12 protein-coding genes are annotated in these 12,792 nt (G+C 53.3%); 2 read left to right on the forward strand and 10 right to left on the reverse strand.

Annotated features, from left to right (window positions below; all coding sequences use genetic code 11):
* Nucleotides 1–109 precede the first annotated feature (109 nt).
* From lapB to pgpB, 3 genes are all read right to left on the reverse strand, one after another.
* On the reverse strand, nt 110–1,279 hold the full coding sequence (gene lapB, locus LDK53_RS12235; protein WP_025756588.1) for a lipopolysaccharide assembly protein LapB: 1,170 nt from the start codon (nt 1,277–1,279) through the stop codon (nt 110–112).
* 6 nt (nt 1,280–1,285) lie between these two features.
* Nucleotides 1,286–1,594: a LapA family protein gene (locus LDK53_RS12240; protein WP_025756587.1), complete on the reverse strand. Its 309-nt coding sequence runs from the start codon at nt 1,592–1,594 to the stop codon at nt 1,286–1,288.
* Nucleotides 1,595–1,742: 148 nt separating this feature from the next.
* Nucleotides 1,743–2,510: a phosphatidylglycerophosphatase B gene (pgpB, locus tag LDK53_RS12245; protein WP_095440495.1), complete on the reverse strand. Its 768-nt coding sequence runs from the start codon at nt 2,508–2,510 to the stop codon at nt 1,743–1,745.
* 197 nt (nt 2,511–2,707) lie between these two features.
* Here pgpB and ribA point away from each other — a divergent pair, with 197 nt between their 5' ends.
* On the forward strand, nt 2,708–3,298 hold the full coding sequence (gene ribA, locus LDK53_RS12250) for a GTP cyclohydrolase II (RefSeq protein WP_008501210.1): 591 nt from the start codon (nt 2,708–2,710) through the stop codon (nt 3,296–3,298).
* 34 nt (nt 3,299–3,332) lie between these two features.
* Here ribA and acnA read toward each other — a convergent pair whose 3' ends face one another.
* The 6 genes from acnA to topA all read right to left on the reverse strand — a co-directional run bounded on the left by acnA (nt 3,333) and on the right by topA (nt 10,816).
* A complete protein-coding gene (gene acnA, locus LDK53_RS12255; protein ID WP_225287308.1) occupies nt 3,333–6,008 on the reverse strand; it encodes an aconitate hydratase AcnA in 2,676 nt (891 codons plus the stop codon).
* A gap of 162 nt (nt 6,009–6,170) precedes the next feature.
* Entirely contained in the window at nt 6,171–6,269 is a 99-nt protein-coding gene (gene ymiC / locus LDK53_RS12260) for a small membrane protein YmiC (protein WP_032672427.1), read from the reverse strand.
* Between the two features lie 137 nt (nt 6,270–6,406).
* A complete protein-coding gene (locus LDK53_RS12265) occupies nt 6,407–6,577 on the reverse strand; it encodes a hypothetical protein (protein WP_053060153.1) in 171 nt (56 codons plus the stop codon).
* A 2-nt stretch (nt 6,578–6,579) separates the two neighbouring features.
* The gene (locus LDK53_RS12270; protein ID WP_216689425.1) at nt 6,580–6,720 is read right to left on the reverse strand and encodes a YmiA family putative membrane protein; all 141 of its coding nucleotides are present in this window, start codon (nt 6,718–6,720) and stop codon (nt 6,580–6,582) included.
* Nucleotides 6,721–7,056: 336 nt separating this feature from the next.
* Nucleotides 7,057–8,031 carry an HTH-type transcriptional regulator CysB gene (gene cysB, locus LDK53_RS12275; RefSeq protein ID WP_225287309.1) on the reverse strand — a complete coding sequence of 325 codons (975 nt, stop codon included), beginning with the start codon at nt 8,029–8,031 and terminating at the stop codon, nt 7,057–7,059.
* Between the two features lie 187 nt (nt 8,032–8,218).
* Nucleotides 8,219–10,816, reverse strand: coding sequence for a type I DNA topoisomerase (topA, locus tag LDK53_RS12280; RefSeq protein ID WP_025756584.1), 2,598 nt, complete (start codon nt 10,814–10,816; stop codon nt 8,219–8,221).
* Nucleotides 10,817–11,215: 399 nt separating this feature from the next.
* On the opposite strand from topA, the gene LDK53_RS12285 reads away from it, so the two are divergent.
* Nucleotides 11,216–11,467 (forward strand): YciN family protein, encoded by a 252-nt coding sequence (locus tag LDK53_RS12285; RefSeq protein WP_003856804.1) that lies wholly within the window; start codon nt 11,216–11,218, stop codon nt 11,465–11,467.
* A 34-nt stretch (nt 11,468–11,501) separates the two neighbouring features.
* On the opposite strand, the gene sohB is transcribed toward LDK53_RS12285, so the two are convergent.
* Nucleotides 11,502–12,548, reverse strand: coding sequence for a protease SohB (sohB, locus tag LDK53_RS12290; RefSeq protein ID WP_225287310.1), 1,047 nt, complete (start codon nt 12,546–12,548; stop codon nt 11,502–11,504).
* Nucleotides 12,549–12,792 lie beyond the last annotated feature (244 nt).

Here is a 12,792-nt window from a genome sequence, read left to right on the forward strand (position 1 = left end):
ATTGACAGGATCCATTTGCGCCCTCTGCTAAGCCGACAAACCGCACGGAGCCAGAAGAGGTTTTAAAACCATTAGTATGTTGTAACTAAAATAAGGCGTTTTAAAAAAATTACTGTCCGTCAAGACCACGTATAGGCTTAATGGTGGACCAGGCACGGCATGATGGACAATGCCAGTAGAGCGTATAGGCGGTGAAACCACATTTCTGGCAACGATAGCGCGGCTTACTGCGCACCTGCTCACCGACCATGTCGCGCAGGACCATCAGGCTCTCTTTCGCGCGCCCTTCTTCAGCATCGTTCAGGTGGTAATCCATCAGTTTGTGGAAAACCCGCATGGTCGGATGACGCTGCAGCTGCCGGGTAATATAGACCTGGGCGGTATCACTCCCCTCATACTGCTCAACCACGTCTGAGAGCATCAGTTCCGCGGTCGCGCCGGTATTCTCTTCCACACAGCGACGCAGGAAGGCCACCCACTCCTCCTGCTTGCCCAGCTGTTGGTAGCAGGTTTGCAGCATCTCCAGCGTTTCACTGACCAGCTCTTTGTCCTGGTCGATCACCCGCAGCAGGCTTTCAACGGCTTTAGCGTAGTCACCTTTCGCCATAAAGACACGCCCCATCATGATGGAGATGCGCGCGCTGTTGCGGTCTGCGGCGGCCCCTTTCTTCAGCAACGCCATGGCTTTGTCCATGTCGTCATTGCCCATCTGCTGAAGGGCAAGCTCGCAGTAGAAATGGGCGATCTCAACGCGCTGCTTATCTTTACCCAGCTTCACCAGACGTTCGGCCGTATCAATGGCTTTCTGCCAGTCACTGGTGGCCTGATAAATTTGCAACAGCTGCTGCAGCGCGCCGATGCGGAAATCCGTTTCATCCACCAGCTGCGAGAACATATCTTCAGCGCGATCGTAAAGCCCTGCGGCCATGTAATCCCGCCCCAGCTGTTGTACGGCGAGGAGGCGTTGCTCGTAGGTCAGGGAGGCACTTTCCATCAGGGTCTGGTGGATACGAATGGCGCGATCGACCTCACCGCGCGAGCGGAACAGGTTGCCTAAGGTGAGATGCGCTTCAACGGTCCCGGTATCCTCTTTCAGCATGTCGAGGAACAGGTCTACCGCTTTGTCCTGTTGATTACTCAGGAGGAAGTTCACACCCGCCACGTAGTCGCGGGAGAGACGGTTGGCCTCATCCTGTTTTGTTTGTTGCGCACTTCTGCGGCCCATGTACCAGCCATAGGCTGCGGCGACAGGCAAAAGCAGAAACAACAACTCCAGCATCGTCGATTATTCCTTCACGACCGGCACACCAGAGCTTTCCGGCACGTCGGACGCAGGCGCAATGTTATTTTCGAGTCGTTTAATTTTACGTTCAGCGCGCGCAAGAGAGACACGGACTTTCAACCAGAACAGACCGCAAACCAGCCAGCCGATGGCAAAACCCGCAGCAAATAAGACCGCCAGCAGGCTCGACACGCGATACTCGCCCTGAGCCAGCAGATAGTTAAACGTCACCTGTTGATCGTTTTGCGCACCCAATGTGACTGAAATGACAAAAATCGCCAAGACCAGTAAGAAAATGAGTAAATATTTCACATTACTTCCCGTTATGTGGTTCAAGCGAATAAAGTGTGTTCAACTCACCGCAATCAGCCTTATAAACTACCATTTTAGTGACGGGCGCGAAACGGAAAAAGTGACGCGCCAGTCATGGATTTATGGGCAAAATACGGAATATCAACCGTCAGGCGTCGTTTTGCTCCCGTTCGGCTATTTCTTGTTTCTCTTCTGGCGGTGGCGTAAGCGGCCCGCAGAAGCGTTCAGCAAGCCAGGTCGCCAGCGTCACCAGCATCCATGAGAGAAGCGTAGCGACGACCAGGTCCCGTGGCCAGTGCATCCCCAGCAGTAAGCGGCTCCCCATCACCCCCGTTGCCCAGACCAGCAGAATCGCGATGGTGACCGTCCGGCGTCGTGGCCAAAGCAGCCCGACCCCCAGTAATGCCCAGCTGGCCGCAAACATGGTGTGACCGGAAGGAAACGCGAACCCGGTCTCTTTTTGCCAGTGTTTACGCAAGAACTTTGGGATATCCTGCTGTTCCGAAAGCTGTTCCTTTACCAGCGCCCCGCGATCTTTACGCTTTAAAGTGTAGAACTCATCGACAGGAATATGATGTGCTTTTTCCAGCCAGACGACAAAAGGTCGCGGCTCCTGAACGCGATCTTTTACCCAGGACTTAACGCCCTGGCCAATAACGATTGCTCCCGCGAGGATCGCAAACAACATCAGCGCCGCGCGCAGACGAAAGCGCAGGCACCAGAGGAACCAGGCACAGAGAAGCACGTGGGTAATGATTCCCCACGGCTGGGTCACCGTCTCCGTAATCCAGTATAACGTTTTCAGCCACGCGGTATTGTGCCCGGGCTGCCACATCCAGCCTGAAACCCATACGGCCAGAGGCATAATCAGTAAAATGGCCGCACCTGCTGCCGTACGTCTGGCGATTGAAAGCATGTCTTCTCCTTTTTCGCTAAGCGTCACAATCATAACTGAAATTTATCCGCCGGGTGGAGATGTCGGATCGTGCGTTTAACGTTCATATAGCGTGGCGCCCATTAGGCGAACATGCCGGGCTTGTGGCAAAATGAACAGATACAGAAAGTAAAACAGGGCCAGGACACGAAACGTGTCAGCCTACTCTGGAGAATCACATGCAGCTTAAACGTGTGGCAGAAGCCAAACTGCCAACCCCATGGGGCGATTTCCTGATGGTCGGATTTGAAGAACTGGCAACCGGACAGGATCATGTCGCACTGGTTTATGGCGACATTTCAGGGCAGACGCCGGTGCTGTCCCGTGTACATTCGGAGTGTCTTACCGGCGATGCACTGTTCAGCCTGCGCTGTGATTGTGGTTTCCAGCTGGAAGCGGCCCTCTCTCATATTGCTGAAGAAGGCCGTGGTGTGCTGCTTTATCACCGTCAGGAAGGCCGCAATATTGGTCTGCTGAATAAAATTCGCGCTTACGCACTTCAGGACCAGGGCTACGATACGGTTGAAGCGAATCATCAACTCGGCTTCGCCGCTGATGAGCGTGATTTCACCCTGTGTGCCGATATGTTCAAACTGCTGGGCGTGGATGAAGTTCGACTCCTGACCAATAACCCCAAAAAAGTGGAGATCCTGACCGAAGCGGGGATCAATATCGTCGAGCGTGTTCCGCTGATTGTCGGCCGTAACCCGAAAAACGCCCACTATCTCGATACCAAAGCCGCCAAGATGGGCCATCTTCTCAAAGAGTGATGTAAAAAAGCCCGGCACAGGCCGGGCTCTTTCCTCAGTCCAGCATCTTACGAATCACATAATGTAAAATGCCGTCGTTCTGGTAATAGGTCAGCTCGGTGGCCGTATCAATACGACACCGGCATTCCACCACCTCGGTTTTCCCGTCTGCCCGCGTTAATTTCACCGGCACCGTTTTCCCCGGCGCCAGGTTTTGCAGCCCGCTGATGTCAATCTGCTCTTCCCCCGTCAGGCCCAGGGTTTTGCGCGTCACGCCCTGCGGGAACTCAAGCGGCAGGATCCCCATGCCAATCAGATTCGACCGGTGAATACGTTCGAACGATTCCGCGATAACCACGCGCACGCCAAGCAGGCGCGGACCTTTCGCTGCCCAGTCACGGCTTGAGCCAGAACCGTACTCTTTCCCGGCGATCACCGCCAGCGGCGTACCTTGCTGCTGATATTTGACGGCCGCGTCATAAATCGAAACGACTTCCGTTCCCGGCAGAAGACGCGTCATGCCCCCTTCCACCCCCGGTACCATTTCATTACGAATACGGATGTTAGCAAACGTGCCGCGCATCATGATTTCATGGTTACCACGGCGCGAACCGTAGGAGTTAAAATCACGGCGCTCTACGCCACGGCTTTGCAGATACCGGCCTGCAGGGCTATCGGCTTTGATACTCCCCGCCGGAGAGATATGGTCAGTCGTGACAGAATCCCCCAGCATCGCCAGGATGCGCGCGCCGTGAATATCCTTGAGCGGCGCCGGCTCGGCCAGCATCTCATCAAAGAATGGCGACAGACGAATATAGGTCGAGTCATCCTGCCAGTCATAGGTATCCGAACCTGCAACGTTAATGGCTTTCCATTCCGGCGTGCCTTCAAAGACTTCCGCATACTCCTTGCGGAACATCTCGGTGGAGACCTTTTCAACGGCCAGCGCGATTTCCCGCGAGGATGGCCAGATATCTTTCAGATAAACAGGGTCATTCTTGCGATCGTGACCAATCGGATCGGTCACGAGATTGATATTCATATTCCCTGCCAGCGCATAAGCTACCACCAGCGGCGGCGAGGCAAGCCAGTTGGTTTTTACCAGCGGATGAATGCGCCCTTCAAAGTTGCGGTTCCCGGAAAGCACAGCGCCAACCGTCAGGTCGCCCTGCTTAATCGCCGTTTCAATGGGCTCAGGCAGCGGACCGGAGTTACCAATACAGGTCGTACAGCCATAGCCCACGAGATTAAAGCCCAGTTCGTCGAGATACGGCGTCAGTTTGGCCTGAGCGAGGTAATCCGACACCACCTTGGAGCCCGGTGCCAGCGAGGCCTTGACCCACGGCTGGGGTTTGAGCCCAAGCTCGACCGCTTTTTTTGCCAGCAAACCGGCAGCCATCAATACGCTGGGGTTCGACGTGTTGGTGCAGGAGGTAATGGCGGCAATCACCACCGCGCCGTCCGGAAGCTGATACTGATGACCGCTCAGAACATAGTCGACTGGACGATGGTCTTTCTTCGCCACGTTCACCTCCAGCTCATTGCTGGCGGTAAACGCTTTCGGCACATCGGTCAGTGCGACGCGATCCTGAGGACGTTTAGGCCCGGCGAGGCTCGCCTCTACCGTTCCCATGTCCAGTTCCAGGGTGCTGGTAAATACTGGCTCATCACCCGGATTTCGCCACATCCCCTGGGCTTTGGTATACGCCTCTACCAGCGCCACCTGCTCTTCGCTGCGGCCACTGAGACGCATATATTCCAGCGTGACGTCATCGATAGGGAAAAAGCCGCAGGTCGCGCCATATTCCGGCGCCATGTTGGCGATGGTGGCGCGGTCGGCCAGCGGCAGCGAATCCAGTCCGTCGCCGTAGAATTCAACAAACTTGCCCACCACGCCGTGCTTACGCAGCATCTGGGTGACGGTGAGCACCAGATCGGTGGCGGTAATGCCTTCGGACAACTTGCCGGTCAGCTTGAAGCCCACCACATCAGGGATGAGCATAGAGACCGGCTGGCCGAGCATAGCGGCTTCCGCTTCAATACCGCCTACGCCCCAGCCCAGCACACCCAGACCGTTGATCATGGTGGTATGCGAGTCCGTGCCTACCAGCGTGTCCGGGTAAGCCACCCACTCTTTATCCTGCAATTCGCTCCAGACGGCTTTACCCAGGTACTCAAGGTTCACCTGGTGACAAATACCGGTACCTGGCGGGACCACGCTAAACCGGCTGAACGCCTGCTGTCCCCACTTCAGAAAGACGTAGCGCTCGTGGTTACGCTCCATTTCCAGTCGCACGTTCTCGCCAAAGGCATCGTCATCGCCGAAGCGATCCACGGTGACGGAGTGGTCGATGACGAGATCAACCGGGGAGAGTGGATTCACTTTTGCCGTGTCACCCCCGAGGCGCTTAACGGCCTCGCGCATGGCGGCTAAATCAACCACCGCAGGAACGCCGGTAAAGTCCTGCATCAGGACCCTTGCCGGGCGGTAGGCGATTTCTCTGTCGGCATGGGCATTCTTGAGCCACCCTGCCAGTGCCTGAATATCTTCGAGGGTAACGGAGTCACCATCCTGCCAGCGCAGGAGATTTTCAAGTAAAACTTTCAATGACTTGGGTAAACGCGAAATGTCCCCAAGCGTTCTGGCAGCCAGCGGCAGGCTGTAGTAATGCCAGGTTTTATATTCTGCCTGTAATGTATCCTTACTGGCTTCGCGTAGGGTTAACGACATAAGCTCCTCCTTAATCACAGAGATGTCCCGACAATCATCAGGGCTGTAATTAAAGATAACACAAAGATGTCGTAACGTTTTGATAACAACCCAAATTGATAAATTTCGGACTGGTCCAGAAAGGAAAAAACAAAAAACCCCGCCGTAGCGAGGTTTTACAATTTAGCTTAGGGCCAGCCAGATGAGTTGGCTCCAGAACAGAATCGACACGGTAAAAACGCCGATCCATGACCAGTATTTGTGAGACGTCATGTTATTCATCATAGGGACACCAGGCATTATTTATAAAAAGTTCCGAGGTTTGTCCTCAGCGCTATATTGCTGATGTGTATTTATTAAAGAGTACAAAGGTGCAGAGTCTTATTCAGACTATTTGCATCGTTACGCAATAAACTAAATTATTGTTTTTTGGGTTCGTCTTCTGCGAACACATCAATAAACGCTTGTTGCTGCGGCGTCAGTTTCCAGGACGCGGGGACAACCGTCACCGGTGCTTTACGCCCTCTGTGGCCATTGTCACGATGCTGACACATCTGTTTCACCGAAGCTGTACGAACCGTCACTGCCATATTTAACCCCAATATTTCCAGGCCAGGAGAGCAACAGCCACCCAAAACAGGGCGGAGACGAGAAAGACCGCCAGCCAGGCTTTACGCTTGAGCGCAGGATCCCTTTGCGGTTCTTCACTTCCTGAAGGCATTGCTAACCTCATACAATCGACATCGCTTATCATTTAGGACCAAACAATTGGTACAATTAATCATCTGTTGAGATAAATCCTAAAGAAACTTTAGCCGAAAAGCCAGTGAATTTACGCATCGGTAGGTATGAAATATTCAATCTTTTGACCAGAAATAAATAATTGAAAAGAAAAATTTGCGAAGCCGTTAAATAGTTTCTACTTTTGTCGCCAATTCACGACATTAAAACCATACAAAATAAAAGGCTAATGACATTATATGGCAGGGAGGGTAGATGATGATAATTCTAATTTAGCTTTGAGGGGTTATTTCGGTATCTTTCCGCAGGGGAAAGATACCGGGTGTGATTATTTTGCCGGGAGTTTGATATCTTTAAACATCTCTTCAATATCTTCATTTGAGCGTAATGCAACGGCGGTATCCACCACATCACGCGTTAAATGCGGGGCAAAGCGCTGAATAAAATCATACATATAGCTACGCAGGAAGGTGCTGCGACGGAACCCAATTTTTGTGGTGCTATGGCTGAAAATATCGTGCGCATCAAGGCGTACCAGGTCAGGGTCTGACACCGGATCGACCGCCATGCTGGCGATAACGCCTACCCCCAGCCCCAGCCGGACATAGGTCTTAATCACGTCGGCATCGGTTGCGGTAAAGACAATACGCGGCGTTAATCCTGCCCGGTAAAACGCCGTATCGAGCTCCGAGCGCCCGGTAAAACCAAACGTGTAGGTCACTAAAGGATATTGCGCCAGCTCTTCGATCGTCACCGACCCTTTACCCGCCAGCGGGTGATCAGGGGTGACCACAATGGAACGGTTCCAGTGGTAGCATGGAAGCATTACCAGATCGTCATACAGGTGCAGCGCCTCCGTTGCGATAGCAAAGTCCGCATTACCTTTCGATACCGCCTCCGCAATTTGCGTTGGCGAGCCCTGATGCATATGCAGCGAGACGCGTGGATAACGCTCGATAAAGCCCTTAATCACACCCGGAAGCGCATAGCGAGCCTGGGTATGCGTCGTGGCGATATACAGCGAGCCTTTATCCGGCCAGGTGTGTTCCCCGGCCACAGACTTAATCGCATCGACTTTGGAGAGGACTTCCCGCGCAATACGGATGATTTCCTGCCCTGCAGGCGTCACCTGTGTCAGGTGCTTACCGCTGCGGGCAAATATCTGGATACCTAACTCGTCCTCCAGCATACGAACTTGTTTGCTGATACCCGGTTGCGAGGTATACAAACCCTCGGCGGTAGAAGAGACGTTAAGGTTGTGATTCACCACCTCAACGATATAACGAAGCTGCTGTAATTTCATGCCAGACCATCCGATTTAGCGCATGCGGTCAATCGCTTAAGACGATTTAATAATAAGAAACAGGTTAACTATAACCACTATATCATTTATAGCCTGACTGTATAGTACGGAACAAAAAATAATAACAAGGCAATAAAAAAGGGCCGGAAATCCGGCCCTTTTGCAGGTAAGTTACGGTAAGGGAAGATTATTTCTTGCCTTCAACCCATTTGCCATCGACAAAGAAGGCTGACCATCCGGTCGCTTTACCCTCTTTCTCTGCCGCCACATACTGTTGCTTCGTTTTACGGCTAAAACGTACCACAGTTTTGTTGCCTTCCGGATCCTGCTGAGGCGCATCGGCCAGGTAACGCAGTTTCTCAGGCAGACGATCGCGGAAACGGTGTAACTCTTCCACCAGCGGCGCGCGAGTTTCGCGCGATTTCGGGAACGTGTTGGCTGCAAGGAAAACCCCTGCAGCGCCATCACGCAGTACGAAATAGGCATCGGACTTCTCACATGGTAACTCTGGCAGCGGAACCGGGTCTTCCTTCGGCGGAGCCACTTCACCGTTACGCAGAATTTTGCGCGTGTTTTTACACTCGTCGTTGGTGCAGGCCATGTACTTCCCGAAACGCCCCATTTTCAGGTGCATTTCAGAACCACATTTCTCGCACTCCACAATCGGACCGTCATAGCCTTTAATGCGGAACTCACCCTCTTCGATCTCATAGCCATCACACGTTGGGTTGTTACCGCAGACGTGCAATTTACGTTTTGGATCGATCAGGTAGCTGTCCATTGCCGTGCCGCATTTTTTGCAGCGGCGTTTGGCACGCAGGGCGTTGGTTTCTGCATCATCACCTTCCAGCACGTTGAGAACTTCATTCTCAGGCACCAGGTTGATGGTGGTTTTGCAGCGCTCTTTTGGCGACAGCGCATAGCCGGAGCAGCCGAGGAATACACCCGTCGTTGCGGTGCGAATCCCCATCTTGCGGCCACAGGTTGGGCAGTCGATGCTGGTCAGGACCATCTGGTTAGGCAGCATGCCGCCCTCTTCAGGATCTTTCTCCGCTTTTTCAAGCTGGTCGGTAAAGTCACTGAAGAAGCTATCGAGTACTTTTTTCCACTCTGCCTGATGGCTGGCAACCTGATCGAGGCTGTCTTCCATTTGCGCGGTGAAATCGTAGTTCATCAACTCGCGGAAGTTGGCTTCCAGGCGATCGGTGACGATCTCCCCCATTTTTTCCGCATAGAAACGACGGTTTTCAACGCGTACGTAACCACGGTCCTGAATCGTCGAGATGATGGACGCGTAGGTTGACGGACGGCCAATACCGCGTTTTTCCAGCTCTTTTACCAGTGAGGCTTCGCTAAAGCGCGCAGGTGGTTTGGTGAAGTGCTGAGCCGGGATCAGCTCGACCAGAGAGAGTTCGTCCCCTTTGTTCACCGCAGGCAGCGTCCGGTCTTCATCGCCTTTACGCAGCGCAGGCATCACTTTCGTCCAGCCGTCGAAGCGCAGGATGCGACCGCGCGCCTTGAGACGAAAATCCCCCGCGCCGACGGTCAGCGTGGTGGAATCGTACTGCGCTGGCGTCATCTGACACGCCACGAACTGACGCCAGATCAGCTGATACAGCTTCTGCGCGTCCGCTTCCATATCCTTCAGCGATTCGGCTAACACAGAGACATCAGAAGGACGAATTGCTTCGTGCGCTTCCTGAGAATTCTCTTTGCTGGCGAACTGGTTGGCAGTTTCCGGCAGGTATTTCTTGCCGAAATTGTCACTGATATAGCCACGCACCATGTTAACCGCGTCCTGGCTCAGGTTAGTTGAGTCAGTACGCATATAGGTGATGTAACCCGCTTCATACAAGCGCTGGGCCATCATCATGGTTTTCTTCACGCCGTAACCCAGACGGGTACTTGCCGCCTGTTGCAGCGTGGAGGTAATAAACGGCGCCCCAGGCTTGCTGCTGGTCGGTTTGTCTTCGCGTTCCAGTACCTGATAGCGAGCCTTTTCCAGCAGCGCCACGGCGGCCATGGTCTGGTCGCGGTTTTCTGGACGGAAAGGCTTGTCGTTCTGATGGCTGACCTGCAGCGGCAGCGCGTCTCCGCCCGGCGTGGTCACGCTGGCGTCCACTTCCCAGAACTCTTCCGGCACGAAGGCTTTAATTTCGCGCTCACGCTCAACGACCAGGCGCACGGCAACAGATTGCACGCGTCCTGCGGACAGGCCACGGGCAATCTTCTTCCACAGCAGTGGAGAGACCATATAGCCCACAACGCGGTCCATAAAACGACGCGCCTGCTGGGCGTTGACACGGTCAATATTCAGCTCGCCCGGCTTCTCAAACGCCTGACGAATCGCATTCTTCGTAATTTCGTTAAACACTACACGGCTGTAGCGTTTGTCATCACCCCCGATCACTTCCCGCAGGTGCCATGCAATGGCCTCCCCTTCGCGGTCAAGGTCGGTTGCGAGATAGATGTGGTCTGCTTTTTCAGCCAGCTGCTTCAGTTCGTTAACGACTTTTTCTTTTCCTGGCAGCACTTCATAGTGTGCATCCCAGTTATGCCATGGGTTAACACCCATGCGGTTGACAAGCGCGCTACGTTCATCCTTTTTAGGCTTTTTAGCCCCTTTGGTGGAGGTAGAGTCTGCGCTCTTTTTGCTGGCTGAGCCACTGGTCGGCAAATCGCGGATATGACCGACGCTGGACTTAACCACGTAGTCATTACCCAGATACTTATTGATCGTTTTGGCTTTTGCCGGGGACTCAACGATGACGAGAGCTTTACCCATATTCACCTTTACCTAATTTAATTCTTCCAGGAATACGCCGCATGTTGATTTCCCTTCCGCTGACGACGAGCCAATGATATTGCGACTGCGTCAGGAGATATCAACCCCTTTGTCTTACCGGGCATCAAAGAAAACACGCCCAGGTGATTGAGTTCTCGGGTATTTTTCTCACATCTCGTGTAATTCGTGACGAATTCCCGGTCGAATGTCAAGCAATTCTGTTGCCAGAATGACGAAAGCGCACACTCTACCTGATAAAATTCGTTACGCAACTTTATTAGCATGCAAAAGCAAATCCTGCCAGCCAGGGCCCCGCACCTTATCCCCTCACAATACAGGGAAAATTTGCCCCCAAAGCGCCCCCGGCGTAGACTATTGTCACTGTTTAAGGAGTGGATTATGCAGAATACGACCCAACCCATTGACCGAGCCTCTCTGCTTATCGAAGCAAACAAGCTTATCCGTGACCATGAAGACACGCTGGCGGGCATTGAAGCCACCGGCGTAGAGCAGCGTAATGGCGTGCTGGTGTTCAGCGGTGAATACTTCCTTGACGAACAGGGGTTACCGACCCCGAAAAGCACCGCCGTGTTTAACATGTTTAAATACCTGGCGCATACGCTTTCAGAGAAATATCACCTGGTCGATTAAGGTAAAACGCGAGGCACAGGCCTCGCGTTTTTGTTTACAGCAGCGGTTTCTGACCGCGTTGTAGCCAGCGGAGCAGCAGGCGGTCCGCACTCTCTGCCGCGCTGTTGGTAAAGCGGTCAAGCAGTCGCTTACGCTGGGTAAAGCGCACCCCAACCAGCTCACGGCCGTCCATCAGGTTGAGCAGCAAATCGTCACTGGTGCCAACGGCATCCACCAGCCCTTTCTCCAGCGCCTGGACGCCGTACCAGTGCTCACCCGTTGCCACCTGTTCGATATCCAGCGTCGGGCGCATACGGTGCACAAAATCTTTAAACAGGTGATGCGTTTCATTGAGATCCTCACGGAATTTTTGACGCCCTTCTTCCGTGTTTTCCCCCAGCAGCGTCAGGGTACGTTTGTACTGACCCGCCGTGTGAAGTTCGATATCAATCTCTTTATTTTTCAGGAAGCGGTTAAAGTTCGGGATTTGCGCGACCACGCCGATCGAGCCAATAATGGCGAACGGCGCGGCAACAATGTTATCCGCCACGCAGGCCATCATATAGCCACCGCTCGCCGCCACTTTATCCACGGCCACGGTCAATGGGATCTGTTTTTCACGCAAACGCTGCAGCTGCGACGCCGCCAGTCCGTAACCGTGAACCACGCCACCCGGGCTTTCAAGACGCACGACAACCTGATCCTGCGGTGTCGCCACGGCCAGCACGGCAGTGACCTCTTCGCGCAAAGACGCGACTTCATGCGCATCCATGCTGCCTTTAAAATCGAGCACGTAAACCCGTGGCGTGACCTTATCCTGCGGTGCATTGAGCTTAGCTTTTGCTTTCGCCGCTTTGGCTTCCTGTTTATGCTTTTTCTTCTGCGCTTTGTGCCACAGTTTCTGTTGATGCGTATCCAGCAGAGCCAGAGACATCTCTTCCTGCATCTCTTGATACTGCTCGCTCAGGCGGGTGATGCGTAACTCCCCACGCTGACGCTTGCGCTGCGTCAGGTTAACAATCAGAACGGCAACCACCGCAATGGCAATCACCACCGTTGCGATTTTGGCCAAAAACAACCCATATTGAGAAAGTAATTCCACGCGTTCCACCTTGATTTAACCACGAATCTTTCACGGCAGTGTACAACAGCCCTGCCCATGCGTCTCGCTCGTGACATTACCTCTGCGAGCCGCCTTCAGGAATCCCCGATCTGGAGTTTAAATATTTGCAAATTGTTAATTTTACAGTAATGCGTCCTGTAGACTGATTGAATTCTCATGCTAATTCGGGCATAAAGCCGAAAAGTCATAAAAGAAGGCGTCTCTGAATCACCGTGCGCCGAGG

The organism is Enterobacter sp. K16B (assembly GCF_020216105.1).
Classification (GTDB): Bacteria; Pseudomonadota; Gammaproteobacteria; order Enterobacterales; family Enterobacteriaceae; genus Enterobacter; species Enterobacter sichuanensis.

Coding starts and splice junctions, on each gene's coding strand:
- ribA (WP_008501210.1), top strand. CDS start 2,708: ATGCAGCTTAAACGTGTGGCAGAAGCCAAACTGCCAACCCCATGGGGC.
- lapB (WP_025756588.1), bottom strand. CDS start 1,279: ATGCTGGAGTTGTTGTTTCTGCTTTTGCCTGTCGCCGCAGCCTATGGC.
- cysB (WP_225287309.1), bottom strand. CDS start 8,031: ATGAAATTACAGCAGCTTCGTTATATCGTTGAGGTGGTGAATCACAAC.
- LDK53_RS12265 (WP_053060153.1), bottom strand. CDS start 6,577: ATGGCAGTGACGGTTCGTACAGCTTCGGTGAAACAGATGTGTCAGCAT.
- LDK53_RS12270 (WP_216689425.1), bottom strand. CDS start 6,720: ATGAGGTTAGCAATGCCTTCAGGAAGTGAAGAACCGCAAAGGGATCCT.
- LDK53_RS12285 (WP_003856804.1), top strand. CDS start 11,216: ATGCAGAATACGACCCAACCCATTGACCGAGCCTCTCTGCTTATCGAA.
- pgpB (WP_095440495.1), bottom strand. CDS start 2,510: ATGCTTTCAATCGCCAGACGTACGGCAGCAGGTGCGGCCATTTTACTG.
- topA (WP_025756584.1), bottom strand. CDS start 10,816: ATGGGTAAAGCTCTCGTCATCGTTGAGTCCCCGGCAAAAGCCAAAACG.
- acnA (WP_225287308.1), bottom strand. CDS start 6,008: ATGTCGTTAACCCTACGCGAAGCCAGTAAGGATACATTACAGGCAGAA.
- ymiC (WP_032672427.1), bottom strand. CDS start 6,269: ATGAATAACATGACGTCTCACAAATACTGGTCATGGATCGGCGTTTTT.